Source organism: Arcobacter vandammei (genome assembly GCF_016106035.1).
Taxonomy (GTDB): Bacteria; Campylobacterota; Campylobacteria; order Campylobacterales; family Arcobacteraceae; genus Aliarcobacter; species Aliarcobacter vandammei.
This window is the reverse complement of sequence record NZ_JADKPZ010000002.1, coordinates 61,232-79,446: the sequence shown is the minus strand read 5'-3', so window position 1 is coordinate 79,446 and position 18,215 is coordinate 61,232. Positions and strand designations below refer to the sequence as shown.

Here is an 18,215-nt window from a genome sequence, read left to right as displayed (position 1 = left end):
GATGATAATAATCCCAGCAAGGCTAAATTCAAGCCGATTTGCAAACAAGATTTTAGCCGATATTTTTGGGCTACCTATGGTAGTAAGAACTGCAAAACAAGTTAGTTCTTTGGATAAAGTTGTAATTGCAACAGATAGTAGCGAAGTTATGGAACTAGCTAAAGAGTATGGTTTTGATGCTGTAATGACTAGCATAGAACACAATAGTGGAACAGATAGAATAAATGAAGCTGTGAATAATCTAAATTTAGATGATGACGAGATTATTGTAAATGTTCAAGCTGATGAGCCTTTTATTGAAACAAGTGTTGTTGAAGCTGTAATAAATAGAGTAAAAGAGGTGCAATCTTGCCCAAATACTTTGATTACTTCTTGCTATAAAACTATAAAAAATGATAGTGCAAATGATCCAAATTTAGTGAAAGTTGTATTAAATAATCTTGATGAAGCTATATATTTTTCAAGAGCTAAAATCCCATACAATAGGGATAATATAGAAAATATGGACTATTTTGGACATTTGGGAATTTATGGTTTTACAAAAAGCTCTTTAAATAAATTTTGTAGTTTAAACCCTTCTAAGCTTGAAAATATCGAGAAATTAGAACAATTAAGAGCAATAGATAATGGTTACAAAATAGCTATGGTAAAAGTTGAGTCAAAATCTTTTGGAATAGATACAAAAGAGGATTTACAAAGAGCATTGGAAGTTTTCAAAGATGAAAAATAATTTTTTGAAAAATATAAAATTCGTTAGTTTTTCTCTTTTTATTGCTATATTTTTAGCTGCTTGTACTACAAAAGAGATAAAAATAAAACAGGAATTTCCTGTAAAAACAGATGATTTAACTACTCTTTCAAATACAGCAAATGATGATTTTATAAATCAAGAAAAAGCTACTAATGAATTTTTGACAAAATATTTCAATCCTTGGAACTCTTCAAAACTCTCATATCCTAAAAATGAAGCTATGTGGGGATTTTCGTATAAAAATAAAAAAATCTACTTAGAAAACCATAAATTAGCATCAAAAGAGTGGTTTGATAGGCTTATTATTAACACAAATTTTGAACAGTACAATTTGAATGTAAGAAAAGCCATAACTTTAAAAAATACAAATGTAAGAGTAATGCCTACAAATTCGCCATTTTTCTATAATCCTACACTCCCTGGAGAAGGCTTTCCTTTTGACTATAACCAAAATTCACTGCTAAAAATAAATACTCCTTTGATAGTTTCTCATTTATCTCTTGATAATGCTTGGGCTTACGTAGAGTCTCATTTTGTAGGTGGTTGGGTTGATATAAACAATATAGCTTTTGTTGATGATAATTTCATAAATGAGTTTAAAACTTCAAACTATTTTATAAGTACAAAAGAGAAATTTCCTATTTATGACCCAATATTTAGGGAATATGTAAAACTTGGCTCTATTTTTCCTAAACAAGGAGATAAATTTATAATTGCCTCAAATGACGAAAATCAAAATGCAAAAATTTCATATATTGATTTAAAAGCCGATGAAGCCCAAAAAATGCCAATAAAATATAGCAATGAAAATAGAGTAACAATTCTAAATAATTTATTAGATGAGCCTTATGGTTGGGGTGGATTGTTAAATAATAGAGATTGCTCTAGTTTCACTCAAGACTATTTTGCTGTTTTTGGAAAATATCTTCATAGAAACTCAAAAGCACAAACTACAAATGGAAAATATTTGGATATGTCAAATTTAAATCTTGAAGAGAAAAAAGATTTTATAAGAAAAAATGGTGTTCCATTTTCTACTTTGGTTTACTTAAAAGGGCATATTATGTTATACATTGGTCAAAAAAATAGTGAACCTCTTGTTGCACATAATGTTTGGAGTGTAAGATTAAAAGATAAAAATAATCAAGAATTTAGACATATTATAGGTAAAGCAACTCTTACTACACTTGAACCTGGAATTGAACTAGAAGGTTTTACAGAAGATAGTAATATTTTAAAAAAGGTTTTAGGAATTACGATTTTAAATTAAAATAACCAAGAAGATTTACTCTTCTAGGCTATTTTTTTCTATTTTTTGCTCTATTTGAACAAGAGGATTAAATAGTAAAGAGTCAATAATTTGGTTTTTAAACTTCATATCTTCTAGCTGTTGAGATAGAAATTTATTCTCCTCTTGAAGTGAAATATAGTGGGCATAAAGCCTATTTATATCTTTGCTTGTATAGTAAATATTGTTTGCAAAATAGATTTTTGGTAAAAATAAAATTGCCGCCAGTATAAATAGAAAAAATACTATAAAAAGTGAATTTGTTGAATTTAGCTTAGTCAAATTTAAATATCCTTAGTTTTGAACTTCTACTTCTTGGATTTTGTTTTATCTCATTTTGAGTTGGAATTATAGGCTTTCTTGTAATAATTTTACCTAAAGCATGGTTATTTCCACATTCACATCTAAAAACTCCAACAGGACAAATACAGTTTTGACTCCATTTTTTAAAATAATTTTTTACAATTCTATCTTCAAGAGAGTGAAAAGAGATGATAGCAACTATACAGTTTTGAAGTTGTGCTTCTTCAATAGAATCAAAAAGTCTTTCAAGAACACCTAATTCATCATTTACTTCTATTCTTATTGCTTGAAAAACCAAAGTAGCTGGATGAATTTTTCCTTTTGGCATTTTTTTATATAAAAATTCAGCTAAATCTTTTGAGCTATAAAAAGGACGATTTGAAGCTATTAAAGAAGCTATTTTTTTATACTCTCTTACTTCTCCATACTCTTTTAAAATTCGTTCTAAGTCAGTTTGAGAATAGCTATTTACAACTGTTGCAGCATCTAAAGCTTGATCTTGGTTCATTCTCATATCTAAAGTCATAGAGTTGAAACTAAATCCTCTTTCTAGCTTATCAAGTTGCAAAGATGAAACTCCAATATCAGCTAAAATACCTTTTATTTGAAAATCTTTATATTTTAGAATAACTGTTTCAAAATTTCCTTTGTTAAACTCCACCCTATTTTCAAACTCTTTTAATCTATTTTTAGAAAAATTCAAAGCTTCATCATCTTGGTCGTTACAGATTAATTTTATATTCTGATTTTGTTTCAATAAACCACTACTATGTCCAGCATATCCTGTTGTACAATCTATTATAAAACCATCATTTATATCTTTAAAAGCTTCCAAAACTTCATTATATAAAACAGGTATATGAGGAATTTCTTGCAATTTAATCCTTTTATTAAAATTCATATATAATAGCAAAAATTTATTTAAGGCTTAAAATGATTGACCAAAATACTATTAAACTACTATCTGATTTATCATTTTCAATGTTTAGTAAAAACTTTTTTGGTATTTATCACGGTTCATTATCTGCAAAGCTAGATCAGTCAAATTTTATGATAAACACAAAAGATGCAGTTTTTGATAATATTGATGAAAACTCTTTTTGTACTTTAAATATGAATAAACAAGATTTTAGATGGAATATGGCAAGTATGGAGGCTCATATCCACTCTACAATCTATACAAATATTCACGAAGCAAAATATATAGCCTTTGGAATGCCAATTTATACAACAGCTTATAGCCTTGTAAATGATAATATTATTTTTGAAGATTTCTTTGGAAAAACAATGTTTAATGAGATTCCAATCTATCACCCTGGTGATTTTTCTACTTGGTATAAAAGAAATGCTTTAGAAATAACAAAATATCTTAAAAATTCTTCAAATAATATGATGATTATAAAAGGTGTTGGAACTTATATTTATGATAGAGATATTCATGAACTTGTGAAAAAAATAGCTATTTTAGAGAACTCTTGCAGACTTTTAAGTATTAAAAGTACCTTTAAATAACTTTTTTAATCACAAATATTTTTAATTTTTATCTTCCAAAATAAGAAATCACTGAAGCTTTAGAGATTGTATGAGAATTTAACATAAATCCTACAAGTGCAGGATTTGCATTTTTATCTAATCCTAAAGTTTCAACATCAAGTGCATGAACTGTAAAAATATATCTGTGAGCTTTATCACCAATTGGTGGACAAGCACCTCCAAAACCACTTGTTCCAAAATCAGTTAGGCTTTGAATAGCATCTCTTTGTTCACTATTTCCAAAACCTGTTGGAAGTGAAGTTTTATCTTTTGAAATATCAAAAACAAGCCAATGCCACCATCCAGAACCTGTTGGTGCATCTGGATCATAAACTGTAAGTGCAAAAGATTTTGTTCCTTTTGGAGCATCTTCCCAAGAAAGTTGTGGAGAGATATTTTCACCACTACAACCAAAACCACTAAACACTTGCTTATTTGTAAGCTGACCTTTTAACTCTTCACTTTTTAAAGTGAAATTATCTGCAAATAAAAAGCTTGTACAACAAGCCAAACTTAATAATATTTTCTTCATTTTCTCTCCTCATATAATAAATTTAATAGATATTATACAGTTTTAAGTTGTAATTATTTTAAATAAATATTTATTTTAGGGTGTTCTATTTATAAAGAGAATAAGCCATTTTATAGTAAAGTCTAAACATTAGAATTATTTTAAAAGGCAAGAAAATGCAAAAAGTTTTAGGTTTAGACTTAGGAACAAATAGTATAGGGTTTGCTCTATTGGAGCTTGAAGAGAAAAATGATACTACAATATTTAAAGAACTTGTTTCAAATAGTATTATTTTTAGTGAATATGTAATGGCTACTGATAGAAGAGCTTTTAGAAGTGGAAGACGAAGAAATGAAAGAGCAAGTAGAAGAAAAGAGAATATTAGAAAACTTTTTTACTATTTTAAACTAGCTTCAAATGATATTTTAGAAAATCCAATAGAGTATTTTAATAATCTTACAAAACTATATAAAGAACCTTACAGCATAAGAGAAGAAGCTATAAAAGGTAAAAAATTATCAAAAGATGAGTTTGTTTTTACACTTTATACAATAATCTCAAGAAGAGGATACACAAATCTTTTTGCAAAAGACGAAGATGAAAACAAAGCAAAAGAGAGTGAAAAAATAAATAGTGCTATACAAACAAATAAAAATATATATAAAAACAACAATTATGCACTTCCATCAAAAGTTTTAACAATAAAAAAAGATGAACTTGAAAAAGATGGTTTTATAAATATTGCTATAAGAAACAAAAAAGATGAATATAGCAATTCACTTGATAGAAAACTTTGGCAAGAAGAGACAGAATTACTTTTAGAAAGCCAAAAAAACAACACAGAGCTTTTTGAAAATTTAAAAACTTATGAAGATTTCAAAGATAAGCTTTTAAATGGAATAAATGAAAACTCAAAAGGAGTTTTTGAGCAAAGAGATTTAAAAAGTGTTGAAGATATGGTAGGTTTTTGCTCTTTTTATAACTACTACTCACAAAAGCCACAAAAAAGAGTTATAAATGCACATATAAAGGCTATTGAGTTTATTTTAAGACAAAGAATAGAAAACTCTATTTTAGGAAATTTTATTTTAAATAAAAAAAGTGGTGAATTTGTACAGCTTTCAAATGAAGATATAGAAACTACTATTGATTTTTGGCTAAAAACTCCAAATGTACAAAAAATCACAGCTAAAAATATTTTTAAAAATGCAGGGCTTAAAGATATAGAAATAAAAACTTCAGATAAACAAGATGATACAGTTCAAGATATATCTATACATAAAGCACTTTTAGAAGTTAGTGATTTTGGAACTATTTTAAAAAATGAAGAGTTTTACTCTAAACTTTTGGAAGTTTTACACTATTTTGTAAGTGAACAACAAATAAGAGATGAGATAAAAAAACTAAATAAAGAAAATATCTTAAATGATAAACAAATAGAAAAAATCTCAAGACTAAACAAAGCTACAAGCTCTTATTTGTCATTTTCTTTAAAATTTATAAAAGAAATTTTGGAAAAAATGCAAAAAGGAACTTCTTATCACACTACTCTTGAAGAGTTAGGATATTTCAAAAGATATACACAAATGAAAGCTTACGACTATCTTCCACCACTAAATCCAAGTAAGGAAGATATAAAATGGCTAGAAAAGAATATTGAAAACTTTAAAGCAGACGAACTATTTTATCAACCACTTATTAGCCCAAATGTAAAAAGAGTAATCTCAATTTTAAGAAGATTAGTAAATGAGCTTATAGCAAAATATGGAAAAATAGATAAAATCATAATTGAAACAGCAAGAGAATTAAACTCAAAAAAAGATGAAGAAAAAATCAAAAAATCACAAGAACAAAGTAAAAAAGAGATAAAAGATGCAGAAATTTTACTAAAAAGTATGAATAAAGAGTTAAGTAGCAAAAATATTTTAAGAGTAAGACTTTTAAAAGAACAAAAATCAAAGTGCCTTTATAGTGGTGAAGTTTTAACTCTTGAAGATGCAATGGACGAAAATATAACTGAAGTTGAGCATTTTATTCCAAGAAGTAAAATTTGGATAGATAGCTATAAAAATAAAATACTGGTTCTTAAAAAACATAATCAAAATAAATCAAATCAACACCCAGTGAGTTTTTTAAAATCTATTGGTGAGTGGGATAATTTCATTGGTCGTGTAAATGAGTTTTTATCAAACAAAGATAAGAAATTTTGGCTAACAGATGAGAAAAATATCCAAAATATTTGGGATAATGAAAGCCTTGAAGATAGATTTTTAAACGATACAAGAAGTGCTACAAAAATAGTTGCAAACTATTTAGAACATTATCTTTTCCCAAAACAAAATGAATATGGAAAAGGTGAAACAAATGATAATGTAATAAGAGTCACAGGAAAAGCTATAAGTGAACTTAAAAAACTTTGGGGAGTAAACCAAGCACAGCCTACAAATGAAGATGGTAAAAAAGATAGAGATACAAACTATCACCACACAATAGATGCTATTGTTATCTCCCTTTTAAATAACTCTTCAAAAAAAGCCTTAAATGACTTTTTCAAACAAAAAGAGGATAAATTTAAAACAAAAGCTATTTTGGAAAGTTTAAAAACAAGATTTCCAATTTCAAAAGATGGCAAATCTCTGTTTGAATTTGTAAAAGAAAAAGTAGAAAAATATGAGAAAAATGAACTATATATTTGTCCATATATGAAGAAAAGAGAAAATATTCGTGGCTTTAAAGATGGAAATATCAAGCTAATTTGGGATGAAAACTTAAATAACTTTGCTCAAATAGATAAAATAGAGATAAGTAAAAATCTTCTTTATGATAATTTTGGAAAAGAGCTAAAAAACGAAGATGTATCAAAAAGATTTAATGATATAAAAGGAAAACTAGACCTACCAAAGCAAAACAATATTAAAGAAGCACTAGAAGAGTATGAGCAAAAACTACTAAAAATAAAAGATAATATAAACTCTATTACTGTAGATATAAAAGATGAACAAAGCAAACTTCCAAGAGATAAAAAAGCTATTGATACGGCTGAAACTTTGGAGATAAAAAATAAAATTGAAGAGCTAGAACAAAATAAAAAAGAGCTTATAAAAGAGCTAGAAACTCCTTGTTTTTTCTATACAAAAGATGGCAAAAAACAGATAGTAAAAAATATAAATATAAAATCAAACTCTGTAACAAAAGCTGATAGTATAATAATCACAGACAAAAAACAAAAAAATAGAGTACAAAGGCTAGATTTTGAAGTTTATAAAAACCTAAAAGAGAATAAAACTCCATTTGTAGCAAAGCTAAATGATAATACTTTGAGTGTAGATTTATACAATACCCAAAAAGGGCAAGTAATAGGACTAAACTATTTTTCATCTATAAAAAATAATATTTTGCCAAAAATTTATCAAGGTAAATTAGAATTGATTAAAAATTATGAAGACAAAATAACTATTTCAAAAAATGATATTTTAGAGATAAGTGATTTAAAAAATGGTACTAAAGAGTATTTTGTTTTTAATGGTGGTGGAAAAATTTCTAATGGTAACAATAAATTAGAACTAAAATCTATTAATAAAAAAGATATTAAAAATCCTTTAGTTACTTTAAATAAATCAACAATAGCAAATCCAATAAAAATAAATTTCTTTGGGGAGATTTCTTATGAAGAGTTTAAGAAAAACTAAGATAGAATTTCAGCATATCAAATGGGGATTTGATAGTCTGATTAAAACAAGGGACGATTTAGTCCCGCAAAAATTTTATAAACTCTTTTTTAGGAGTTTATAAAATGTCTTTTCAAAAACTCTACATAAAAAACAAAGCCTATTTAAGCTACACAAACAACCTAATCAAAATAAAAACGCAAGATAGCGAAAACACAGTCTGTTTAGATGATATAGATACTATTTTAATAGAAAACTACCATACTACTATTTCAACTGCACTTTTAGCTCAACTTTCAAAAGCAGACATTAGTGTGATATTTTGTGATGAAAAATTTATGCCTAGTTCAATTTTATTAGGAATAAATAAAAATAGCCGTACAACAAAAATACAAAAAGCACAAGTTCTTTTAAGTAAACCAAAACTAAATCAAATTTGGCAAAAAATAGTTTACTCTAAAGTAGAAAACCAATCAAAAGTTTTAAAAATATTTAATACAAAAGAGAGCTATTTGGATAGTTTACTTCCAAGAGTAAAATCAAATGACAAAGAGCATATAGAAGCAGTTGCAGCTGCATACTATTTTAAAGAGCTTTTTGACAAAGATTTTAGTAGAAACTCTTTACTTGATGGAAGAAATGCAGCACTCAATTTTGGATATACAGTTTTTAGAAGCTCCATTTGTAGGTATTTAATAGCTCACGGATTAAATCCAGTTTTTGGAATACACCATAGTAGTGAATTAAATGCCTTTAATCTAGCAGATGATTTAATAGAGCCTTTTCGCCCAATAATTGATATTTTTGTAAAAAGAAATATAAGTAAAGATATGGAATTAACAAGTTCCATAAAAGTAGAACTTTTAAAACTACTCGATGAAATAGTAATATATGATAATCAAAGAGTGCAAGTATCATACTGTATGAAGCAAATAGTTGCTAACTACCAATCTATTTGCTTGAGCAAAACTGACGAATTAAAACTTTTTAGTTTATGAAAAAAATAGAAATAAGTAGATATAGAAAAATGGTACTCTTTGCAATGTTTGATATGCCAACAGATACAAAAGGTGATATTAAAAAATATACAAAGTTTAGAAAAAAACTTTTAGAAATGGGTTTTATTATGTTTCAGTTCTCTATTTATGTGAGATTTTGTAACAGTTTAGAAACAGCACAAAAATATGAGAGAAAAATTAAAGAAATTGCACCTACAAAAGGCTCGATTAGGGTGTTAAAAGTAACAGAAGCTCAATATAAAAATATGATTATTATAGAAAATTATCGTGAAAAACCTGAAAAAAAGGTAGAAAAACAGACTCAAACAGTACTTATTTTTTAGTATAAAAACTTTATAAAACCCTGTAATACAGGGTTTTTGGCTGGAATATTATATCAAATGGGGATTTGAGAGTAGATTAAAACGAACCTAGTCAAATATTCACAAAACAAGAAATTATATCAAATGGGGATTTGAGAGTAGATTAAAACTATCCTTTCAGCTCTACTAATCAAATTCCAATTATATCAAATGGGGATTTGAGAGTAGATTAAAACATAATAGTTCACAACATGTGAATTCTTTAGATTATATCAAATGGGGATTTGAGAGTAGATTAAAACCGAGTCAAAGAGATATAGTTTGTATCTGATATTATATCAAATGGGGATTTGAGAGTAGATTAAAACTCATGGGTTATCCATAATGATAAATTTGATATTATATCAAATGGGGATTTGAGAGTAGATTAAAACTGATATTTCTTTTATATCTTCAAGTTTCATATTATATCAAATGGGGATTTGAGAGTAGATTAAAACACAAAGCTACAAACAGCTAGATTAATAAACGATTATATCAAATGGGGATTTGAGAGTAGATTAAAACATGAAATAAGTTTAATAAGTACATCACCGTATTATATCAAATGGGGATTTGAGAGTAGATTAAAACATAATAAAGAATTTATAGCAGTCCCTGCAAATTATATCAAATGGGGATTTGAGAGTAGATTAAAACAACACCTACAAAACATACAAAAGGAGCCTATTATATCAAATGGGGATTTGAGAGTAGATTAAAACGCTGTAATACTTTTCCAAGCTAAACCTGAATATTATATCAAATGGGGATTTGAGAGTAGATTAAAACTATATGACATAAGAGTACTTAAGTACAAATATTATATCAAATGGGGATTTGAGAGTAGATTAAAACCTTTTGCATTATGATTAATTGCTAATAGCAATTATATCAAATGGGGATTTGAGAGTAGATTAAAACAATACGGGCTTCATCTTGAAAGATATAAAATTATATCAAATGGGGATTTGAGAGTAGATTAAAACTATGTTTGTCCAGCTCCTACATTTACAGTTATTATATCAAATGGGGATTTGAGAGTAGATTAAAACGCACTCATTGCTAAAATATCAGACACTAGATTATATCAAATGGGGATTTGAGAGTAGATTAAAACACACATCCTCTGCAAGTCTAGTTTCTAGCCAATTATATCAAATGGGGATTTGAGAGTAGATTAAAACATGAGGGATTTTCAGGAATAAACAGACCTATTATATCAAATGGGGATTTGAGAGTAGATTAAAACTAAACCCGCTACCATCTTGCTCTACGCCAAATTATATCAAATGGGGATTTGAGAGTAGATTAAAACAATTAAACTAATAATTGTAAAATACAAACCATTATATCAAATGGGGATTTGAGAGTAGATTAAAACAACATTACAAAACTGGTGGAATTGAAACAAATTATATCAAATGGGGATTTGAGTTAAAAATAAATTTTTATTTATCTCTTAATATCAAAATTGTAGCAAAAGTTGAAATAACAATTCCCACCATTACTCCAAAAGATATGCTCTGTTTTTCAAAAATATACATAATAACTGCAACCAATGCAGGGCTTAAATATATATAAGCCATAATCTTTTTTGGTCCAAGAATAAGCGATGCTTTTTGGTATAAAAATAGTGTTAAAACTGTTGTTCCAATCGTAAGATATAGCATTGAATATAGTAAATTTCCTTCTATTTTACTCCACTCATAAGGGATATTTAGCACAAACATTGTAAGACTCATCCAAATAATTCCACCTAGAAGTGTGCTTGTAACTGTAATAACTAATTCATCTTTTTTTGTATATAAAATCTTCAAAAATATTGGATAAAGTGCCATAGAAAGTGATGCAATTAAAAATATAATATCGCCTTTGTTTAGTGAAAATTTTAAAAATAGTTCAATATTAGCTTGAAAAATAATTATACAAGTTGAAACAATTCCCACAATATAGACAAAAAGTTGTTTTAAAGGGATTTTTTCTTTAAAGAAAAATATACATAAAATTGCAGTCATAAGTGGAACTAGTGTATAAATAGTTCCTGTATTTAAAACAGTTGTGTACTCTAAAGCCTGAAACATTCCTATAAAATAAAGTGAATAAAAAAGGCTTACTATCATAGCTTTTGGTAAGATTTTAATAGCTTTTTTTACTCCATCTTTTTTTATTATTACCAATGGAAAAAGAATAATAAATGCCAAAACAAATCTATATAAAGTCAAAGATATAGAATCAATCACACCTGAAAGAATTTGACTTGCATAAAATGAACCTGAGATTAAAATTGTTGCAATTATTATATATAAATGCCCTTTTGCTGTTTCACTCAAAAATTATCCTTTAATTACTATTAATTTCTATTTTAACAAATCTTTTAATAATAGTAAGTAAGAGAAAAATTTAATAATCAAAATTTTAAGCTATTTAGTTCACTATATTATACTAATTTATGATACAATAGTAAACTATATAATACTAAAAAGGCAAAAAAAATAAAAGATACACTTGAAGTTTTAAAAAATATCTCAAATCAAAAGCTAAGATTAAAACTTCCAAATTATAAAAGATTTTTATTTGATAAAATAAAAAATTCTAGCGATAAAATCATTGGAATTTACGGAAGCAGAGGTGTTGGAAAAACAACTTTAATGCTACAAGTTTTAAAAGAGCTAGAATTTAAAACTTCAGAAACTATCTATATATCTTGCGACCATCCACTATTTGCCGAGCTTAGTCTTTTTGAGTTTATAAACTATTTTTACAGTTTTGGTGGAAAATGTGTAATAATAGATGAAGTTCACGAAGCAAAAAACTTTGAACAAGAGTTAAAATCTATTTATGACTTTTTAGATATTAAAATAATTTTTTCAGGCTCAAGTGCTGTAAAGATTACAAATGCTATGTTTAAACTCCCTATTCTTTCACTTAAAGAGTTTTGTGAATTAAAGCTAGATATACCTTTAAATAGCTATTTACTTGAAGATATTTTAGAAAATCACGAAAATATATCTCAAGAAATTTTAGAAAAATTAGAAGAGAATAAAATTTTAAAACTATATAATGACTATTTAGAGTTTGGTGCATACCCTTTTTATTTTGCTTCAAAAGATAGCTATATTCAAAAAATAACAGATAATATAAATACTATTCTTTATTCAGATGTTGCCCTACTTTATAGTGTAAATGCCTCAAATATTGAGATGTTAAAAAAATTAATTTATGCAATATCTATTTCAAAACCACTGGAATTAAGTATTGAAAGTTTGAGTAAAACTGTTGGTGTTTCAAAAGCAACTTTATACAACTACATAGAATACCTGCACAAAGCAGAGCTTTTAAGACATATTGTTTTTGAGGGAAAACGATTTAAAGCTCTTAGAATGCCAGATAAACTCTATATTTCAAATACAAATCTTCTAAATTCGCTTACATTAAATAGTGATTTAGGAACTATTAGAGAGACATTCTTTGCTTCACAACTATCTTATAATTGCTCTTTATTTTATGTAAAAAATGGTGATTTTTTAATAAATGAGAAATATATAGTTGAAATTGGTGGCAAAAGTAAAAGCTTTGCTCAAATCAAAGATATTGAAAACTCTTTTGTAATAAGCGATGATATTGAGGTTGGATTTGCAAATAAAATCCCACTTTGGCTTTTTGGGTTTTTGTATTAGAAATAGCTATATATTAAGATTACTAAACTAATTTTAGCCTTATTTATATTTCTATTTGTTAGAATATTTATTCTTTTTATAAGAACAAATTGGGACGACCCAATTTTTGCTTTCACAGAGGACGGCCTCAAATTTCAGAAAAAGGTTTTTTATGGCTTGGGGATTTTTATTCATAGCTGGTATATTCGAAGTTTGTTGGGCTATTGGCTTAAAATATAGTGATGGTTTTACTAAAATAGTACCTACTATTTTTACTATTGTTACTATGATTATTAGTTTTTATTTTTTAAGTTTAGCTCTAAAATCTCTTCCTATGGGTACTGCTTATGCTGTTTGGGTTGGTATTGGAAGTGTTGGAATTGTAATTGCTGGAATTATTTTATTTAACGAACCTATAAATTTAATAAGATTTATAAGTATTGCCTTTATTATTTTAGGAATAATAGGCTTGAAACTTACTACAAATTAGAGGAAAAATATGTATATAATTGATTTTGAAAATATTGATGTTGGTTATGATGAAAATATTATTTTACATGACATCAATTTAAAAATAAAAGAGAAAGAGCATTTTGCTATTTTGGGTGCAAATGGAAGTGGAAAATCAACTTTGATGAAATTAATTCAATCTCAGATACACCCACGACATACAAAAGAGTTTAAAAAAGAGATTTTTGGAAAAAGTAGATATTCAATCTTTGACTTAAGAAAAGAGTTAGGAGTTATTACAAATGATTTACATAACTATTTTGAAAAAGAAGGAGGATATTTAACTGGTTTTGAAGTTGTTTTAAGTGGACATTATAGCTCTATTGGAATTTTTACTCATCAAGATTTCACAAAAGAGCAAGTAGAAAAAGCTCTTGAAGTTATGAAGTTTTTGGAGATTTTGGATTTAAAAGATAAAAAAGTAGCATCTATGAGTACAGGGCAGTTGCGAAAATGTATAGTAGGAAGGGCTTTAATCCACGATCCAAAAGCTTTTGTTTTAGATGAACCAACTGTTGGGCTTGATATAAAGGCACAAATAAATTTTATAAAGATGTTAAAAAAACTCTCTCTTAATTCAACAATTATTTTAGTAACTCATCATCTTGAAGAGATTTTTTCTGAAATAAAGAACATAGCCTTAATACACAATAACACGATTTTTAAGATTGGTAAAAAAGAGGATATTTTAACAAGTGAAAATTTAAGTGAAATTTTTGATACAAAACTTAAAATAAAAGAGAATAACGATAGATACTTTATTGAATCTATTAGTTAATTTTGATATTTTTAAGGGTATAATCTAAGTTATTTAAGCTAAAGGAATAAAATTGAAAAAAAGAAATTATATAAAAAAGATTTCAGATTACTCAATGGTCGGGGGCTTAGGTGCTGTTTTAGTACTAGGTCTTGTTGGGTGTAATGATAATAATCAACAACAAAACCAATCAAGTGGTTCTATTTCAAGTGCAGCACAACAACAAGGTGCATTTGTAGTAATTGAGCAAGATAGTAGCGGAAAATATACAATTGCAGATGAGTTTCCAGCAAGTAAAACTACAATTGTTTTAAGAAGTCCAGATGGAACTGAAAGAATTTTATCTCAAGAAGAGATTGATAAATTGGTTAAAGAAGAAGAAGCAAAAATTGATGCAGGAACATCAGGTCTTACAAATCCACAGTTAAGTGATGGTGGAATGGGACTTGGTGGAGTTTTACTATCTTCAATTGCAGGGGCAATGATTGGTTCTTGGCTTGGAAATAAACTATTTAATAACCAAAATTTCCAAAATCAAAAAGCAGCTCAATATAAATCTCCACAAACTTATAGTAAATCTCAAAGCTCGTTTAATAAACCAGCAGGAAGTACAGGTTCAGGTTCGGCAGGAAAACAAAGTGGTTTCTTTGGAAATAAATCTTCAACTGCTGGTTCATCAAATACATCTAGTTCAACAGGAGGATGATTTTGATATTAGAAAAAATTAACCCATTAACAAATGAATACTTAGAAAGCATTGGCTTTGTTTGGCATACAGATAGCGATGATAGTTCATATATTGCAGATGAATTAGTTGTAATTTCTGAAGCTGAAGCTGAAGCTTTTTATGAAGCTACAAATGAGCTTTATGATATGTTCGCACAAGCTGGACAATATGTGATTGACAATGAGCTTTTTCACGATTTAAATATACCTTTTAATCTAGTCGAAGTTATAAAAGAGTCATGGGAAAATGATGTTCATTGGCACTTATATTCAAGATTTGATTTAGCTGGTGGAATAGATGGAAAACCTATAAAATTAATTGAGTTTAATGCAGATACTCCAACTTCACTTTTTGAAACAGCTATTATTCAATGGGCAATGCTAAAGAAAAATGGTCTTGATGAAGAGAGCCAATTTAATAATCTTTATGAAGCTTTAAAAGATAATTTTAAAAGAATAATTACTCTTGATAGTGATTTAGAAAAATTTGAAGAGTACTACTCTAAGCTTGGTTGGAAAATCCTATTTTCAAGTATTTCTAGCTCTTCGGAAGATATAAATACTACAAAACTTCTACAACACATCGCTAGTGAAGCTGGGTTTAATACTGATTTTGAATTTATTGAAAATGTACAATTTAGTGATGATGGAATTTTTAAAGATGATGAGTTATTTGAGTTTTGGTTTAAACTTATTCCTTGGGAAGATATAGCTATTGAAGAAGGTGAACTTGCCCTACTTTTAAGTGAAATTATAAAAGAGAAAAAAGCAATTATTTTTAATCCTGCTTATACTTTAATCTTCCAATCAAAGGCATTTATGAAGATTTTATGGGATCTGTATCCAAATCACCCACTTTTACTTGAAACATCTTTTGAGCCTTTAAAAGGTAAAAAATATGTAGAAAAAAGAGCTTTTGGAAGAGAAGGAGCTAATACAAAAATAGTAAATGCTGATGGTTCAATAGATACAGAGACTTCTGGAGATTATGAAGGGCATAAAGCTATATATCAAGAGTTTGTAGAGTTTCCACAAGATGAAAAAGGAAATTACTATCAAGCTGGAGTTTTTTATGCTTATGAAGCTTGTGCTTTGGGTTTTAGAAGAGGTGGAAAAATCTTAAATAATATGTCTAAATTTGTAGGGCATATAATAAAGTAAGAGTTTAAACTCTTACTTTAATTAAAAACTCTCCCATTCATCATTGCTTGAAGAATCTTTAATTTTACTTACTTTTACTGGTTCTTGTTTTACTTTTATCTCTTTTTTTATATTAGAGTTTGAGTTTGATATAGATTTTGCTTTTACATCATTTTTACCATTAAACTCTTTTTTTATCTGCGTCTTCAACTATTAATTTTGCTATTTCATCTGTACTTAGAGCAATATCATGTGATTGTGTTGCCACCATTGCATTTTGTTGAGTTTGTTGGTCTAGCTGATTTACAGCATCATTTATTTGCTCAATTCCTAAAAGTTGCTCTTTACTAGCATTTTGAATATCAGAAATTAAATTCATAGTTTTTGATATATTTGAATTTAGCTCTTTATACCCTTCTATCATAGTTGAAGCAATATTTTTACCTTCATTTGCTTTTATAGTCGCTTGTTCTACAATGTTTTTAATCTCTTTTGCAGCTTCTGCACTTCTACTTGCTAGATTTCTTACTTCCTGAGCAACAACAGCAAATCCTTTTCCTGCTTCTCCAGCTGTTGCTGCTTCAACTGCTGCATTTAGACTTAAAATATTTGTTTGGAATGCTATTTGGTCAATAACTGAAATTGCTTCATTTACTAGGTTTACTTGAACATTTATTTCATCCATAGCAATAGTTGTTTGATTTGCCAACTCTTGTCCATGATTTACTGAATCTGTAACACCTGATGATAATTTTGACATTTGAGATATGCTTTCAGTATTATTTCTAATATTACTTGTTATCTCTTCAAGAGCTGCTGCTGTCTCTTCTAAAGAAGCTGCTGCTTCATTTGAACTTAGGTTTAATTTATCAACATTTTCCAAAAGAATTTGTGAACTATTTTGTAAAGTTAATCCACTTGATTTATTTTCTATCAACATATTTGTTGTAGAACTTCCAAGATAATTTACACTATTTGCAAGTCTTAAAAGATGCTCTTTTAATCCAGTTGCATTTACACTATTTGTATAATTATAAGATGCATACTCTTCCAAAACTTTTAGTATATTATTGATATTTGATTCTAAAATATCTCCCATATTATTAAGAACAGATTTTAATTGCATTAAAGATTCATTTGAAACATTAAGTGTAATTCTTTTTTGCATAGCTCCTTGTTCAAACTCTCCTAAAACAGAGATTGTTTCATCAATTATAGCTCTATCTTCTTCTATCCCTTTTTGAGTTTTTAAGATATTTGTATTTACAATTTTTGACATCTCACCAAACTCATCTTTTGCACTATCATCAAGAGTTTTTACACTACTTTGTTCTCTATTTAAATAAGCAAAAAATGATAAGAAACCATTTTTAAATCTCTCAAGAGAGTTTACAATATTGTTTGAAATTAAAATTGAAAACAGTATAAAAACAATAACAGAAATAACAACAACAATGATTAAATCTCTATTTAATGTGTCATTTGCTTCATCTCTTAAAAATATGGCACTTTTATTTATATCTAAAATTTTATTTTCAAGTTTTAATCCAATTTGTGCCATATCAATAACTTTTTGTTTCATAGAATCAGACTCAATTTGAATACCATTTTTTGTATCTTCAATTCTTTCTTTTGCTACTATTTCAAAACTATTCATATAATCTTTTGAAAACAACAAAATTTCATCAATATACTCTTTGTTTTTTTGACTTGCTAATTTTGGCTTTAATAAAGCAACCTCTTCATTTAGTGATGAAAATTTAGAGATAACATTCTGTTTTGTATTCTCATTTGAATCTCTTAAAAATTGGTAAACGGCAATTCTACCCTCTAAAACATTTTGTATAAACTCTCTTGTGTGAGTTACAATATTTCCTCTTTGTGTAGCATAATCTGTAAAATATTTATATACAGAACCTGAAACTATAATAATAATTACAAATAAAATAGGAAAAAGAAATAACTTTGTCCTTGTGTTGAAATTATTTAACATATTTTTTGCGTCCTTT

The 18,215-nt window shown here is 27.4% G+C and carries 15 protein-coding genes, 1 pseudogene and 1 CRISPR repeat array; of the genes and pseudogenes, 11 read left to right on the top strand and 5 right to left on the bottom strand.

What is annotated here, in order from left to right; translation table 11 throughout:
- Position 1: 1 nt before the first annotated feature.
- A complete protein-coding gene (kdsB, locus tag IQC44_RS01525; protein ID WP_198304434.1) occupies positions 2-730 on the top strand; it encodes a 3-deoxy-manno-octulosonate cytidylyltransferase in 729 nt (242 codons plus the stop codon).
- A gap of 4 nt (positions 731-734) precedes the next feature.
- The gene (locus IQC44_RS01520) at positions 735-2,021 is read left to right on the top strand and encodes a C40 family peptidase (protein WP_198304433.1); all 1,287 of its coding nucleotides are present in this window, start codon (positions 735-737) and stop codon (positions 2,019-2,021) included.
- 15 nt (positions 2,022-2,036) lie between these two features.
- On the opposite strand, the gene IQC44_RS01515 is transcribed toward IQC44_RS01520, so the two are convergent.
- Both IQC44_RS01515 and rsmH read right to left on the bottom strand, forming a co-directional pair.
- Positions 2,037-2,321 (bottom strand): hypothetical protein, encoded by a 285-nt coding sequence (locus tag IQC44_RS01515; protein ID WP_198304432.1) that lies wholly within the window; start codon positions 2,319-2,321, stop codon positions 2,037-2,039.
- Complete coding sequence (rsmH, locus tag IQC44_RS01510; RefSeq protein ID WP_228286221.1) at positions 2,314-3,219, bottom strand: 16S rRNA (cytosine(1402)-N(4))-methyltransferase RsmH; 906 nt, start codon at positions 3,217-3,219, stop codon at positions 2,314-2,316. The genes IQC44_RS01515 and rsmH overlap by 8 nt, the downstream gene beginning before the upstream one ends.
- A 56-nt stretch (positions 3,220-3,275) precedes the next feature.
- Between rsmH and IQC44_RS01505 the strand changes: the two genes are divergently transcribed.
- On the top strand, positions 3,276-3,854 hold the full coding sequence (locus IQC44_RS01505) for a class II aldolase and adducin N-terminal domain-containing protein (protein ID WP_198304430.1): 579 nt from the start codon (positions 3,276-3,278) through the stop codon (positions 3,852-3,854).
- Between the two features lie 28 nt (positions 3,855-3,882).
- Here IQC44_RS01505 and IQC44_RS01500 read toward each other — a convergent pair whose 3' ends face one another.
- Entirely contained in the window at positions 3,883-4,407 is a 525-nt protein-coding gene (locus IQC44_RS01500; protein ID WP_198304429.1) for a YbhB/YbcL family Raf kinase inhibitor-like protein, read from the bottom strand.
- 155 nt (positions 4,408-4,562) lie between these two features.
- Here IQC44_RS01500 and cas9 point away from each other — a divergent pair, with 155 nt between their 5' ends.
- The 3 genes from cas9 to cas2 all read left to right on the top strand — a co-directional run bounded on the left by cas9 (position 4,563) and on the right by cas2 (position 9,396).
- Positions 4,563-8,075, top strand: coding sequence for a type II CRISPR RNA-guided endonuclease Cas9 (gene cas9 / locus IQC44_RS01495; protein ID WP_198304428.1), 3,513 nt, complete (start codon positions 4,563-4,565; stop codon positions 8,073-8,075).
- A 104-nt stretch (positions 8,076-8,179) separates the two neighbouring features.
- On the top strand, positions 8,180-9,052 hold the full coding sequence (gene cas1, locus IQC44_RS01490; protein ID WP_198304427.1) for a type II CRISPR-associated endonuclease Cas1: 873 nt from the start codon (positions 8,180-8,182) through the stop codon (positions 9,050-9,052).
- The gene (gene cas2 / locus IQC44_RS01485) at positions 9,049-9,396 is read left to right on the top strand and encodes a CRISPR-associated endonuclease Cas2 (protein ID WP_198304426.1); all 348 of its coding nucleotides are present in this window, start codon (positions 9,049-9,051) and stop codon (positions 9,394-9,396) included. Before cas1 ends, cas2 begins: the two co-directional genes overlap by 4 nt.
- A 47-nt stretch (positions 9,397-9,443) precedes the next feature.
- Positions 9,444-10,864: a CRISPR direct-repeat array (repeat unit 36 nt; unit sequence ATTATATCAAATGGGGATTTGAGAGTAGATTAAAAC).
- A gap of 1 nt (position 10,865) precedes the next feature.
- Here the strand turns inward: cas2 and IQC44_RS01480 are convergent.
- Positions 10,866-11,747, bottom strand: coding sequence for a DMT family transporter (locus IQC44_RS01480; protein ID WP_198304425.1), 882 nt, complete (start codon positions 11,745-11,747; stop codon positions 10,866-10,868).
- Positions 11,748-11,909: 162 nt separating this feature from the next.
- Here IQC44_RS01480 and IQC44_RS01475 point away from each other — a divergent pair, with 162 nt between their 5' ends.
- The 5 genes from IQC44_RS01475 (at position 11,910) to IQC44_RS01455 (ending at position 16,227) form a co-directional block, all read left to right on the top strand.
- The gene (locus IQC44_RS01475) at positions 11,910-13,094 is read left to right on the top strand and encodes an AAA family ATPase (RefSeq protein WP_198304543.1); all 1,185 of its coding nucleotides are present in this window, start codon (positions 11,910-11,912) and stop codon (positions 13,092-13,094) included.
- Between the two features lie 151 nt (positions 13,095-13,245).
- Complete coding sequence (gene sugE, locus IQC44_RS01470; protein WP_198304424.1) at positions 13,246-13,563, top strand: quaternary ammonium compound efflux SMR transporter SugE; 318 nt, start codon at positions 13,246-13,248, stop codon at positions 13,561-13,563.
- A 9-nt stretch (positions 13,564-13,572) separates the two neighbouring features.
- On the top strand, positions 13,573-14,361 hold the full coding sequence (locus IQC44_RS01465) for an ABC transporter ATP-binding protein (protein WP_198304423.1): 789 nt from the start codon (positions 13,573-13,575) through the stop codon (positions 14,359-14,361).
- Positions 14,362-14,413: 52 nt separating this feature from the next.
- A complete protein-coding gene (locus IQC44_RS01460) occupies positions 14,414-15,046 on the top strand; it encodes a UPF0323 family lipoprotein (protein WP_198304422.1) in 633 nt (210 codons plus the stop codon).
- Positions 15,046-16,227, top strand: coding sequence for a glutathionylspermidine synthase family protein (locus IQC44_RS01455; RefSeq protein WP_198304542.1), 1,182 nt, complete (start codon positions 15,046-15,048; stop codon positions 16,225-16,227). Before IQC44_RS01460 ends, IQC44_RS01455 begins: the two co-directional genes overlap by 1 nt.
- Before the next feature lie 21 nt (positions 16,228-16,248).
- Here the strand turns inward: IQC44_RS01455 and IQC44_RS11830 are convergent.
- Positions 16,249-18,199: pseudogene (locus tag IQC44_RS11830) on the bottom strand (methyl-accepting chemotaxis protein).
- Between the last annotated feature and the right edge of the window lie 16 nt (positions 18,200-18,215).

What these genes read in the sequence shown, in the direction of transcription:
- kdsB (WP_198304434.1), top strand. Translation starts at nt 2, where the DNA reads ATGATAATAATCCCAGCAAGGCTAAATTCAAGCCGATTTGCAAACAAG.
- IQC44_RS01505 (WP_198304430.1), top strand. Translation starts at nt 3,276, where the DNA reads ATGATTGACCAAAATACTATTAAACTACTATCTGATTTATCATTTTCA.
- IQC44_RS01500 (WP_198304429.1), bottom strand. Translation starts at nt 4,407, where the DNA reads ATGAAGAAAATATTATTAAGTTTGGCTTGTTGTACAAGCTTTTTATTT.
- cas9 (WP_198304428.1), top strand. Translation starts at nt 4,563, where the DNA reads ATGCAAAAAGTTTTAGGTTTAGACTTAGGAACAAATAGTATAGGGTTT.
- cas1 (WP_198304427.1), top strand. Translation starts at nt 8,180, where the DNA reads ATGTCTTTTCAAAAACTCTACATAAAAAACAAAGCCTATTTAAGCTAC.
- cas2 (WP_198304426.1), top strand. Translation starts at nt 9,049, where the DNA reads ATGAAAAAAATAGAAATAAGTAGATATAGAAAAATGGTACTCTTTGCA.
- sugE (WP_198304424.1), top strand. Translation starts at nt 13,246, where the DNA reads ATGGCTTGGGGATTTTTATTCATAGCTGGTATATTCGAAGTTTGTTGG.
- IQC44_RS01465 (WP_198304423.1), top strand. Translation starts at nt 13,573, where the DNA reads ATGTATATAATTGATTTTGAAAATATTGATGTTGGTTATGATGAAAAT.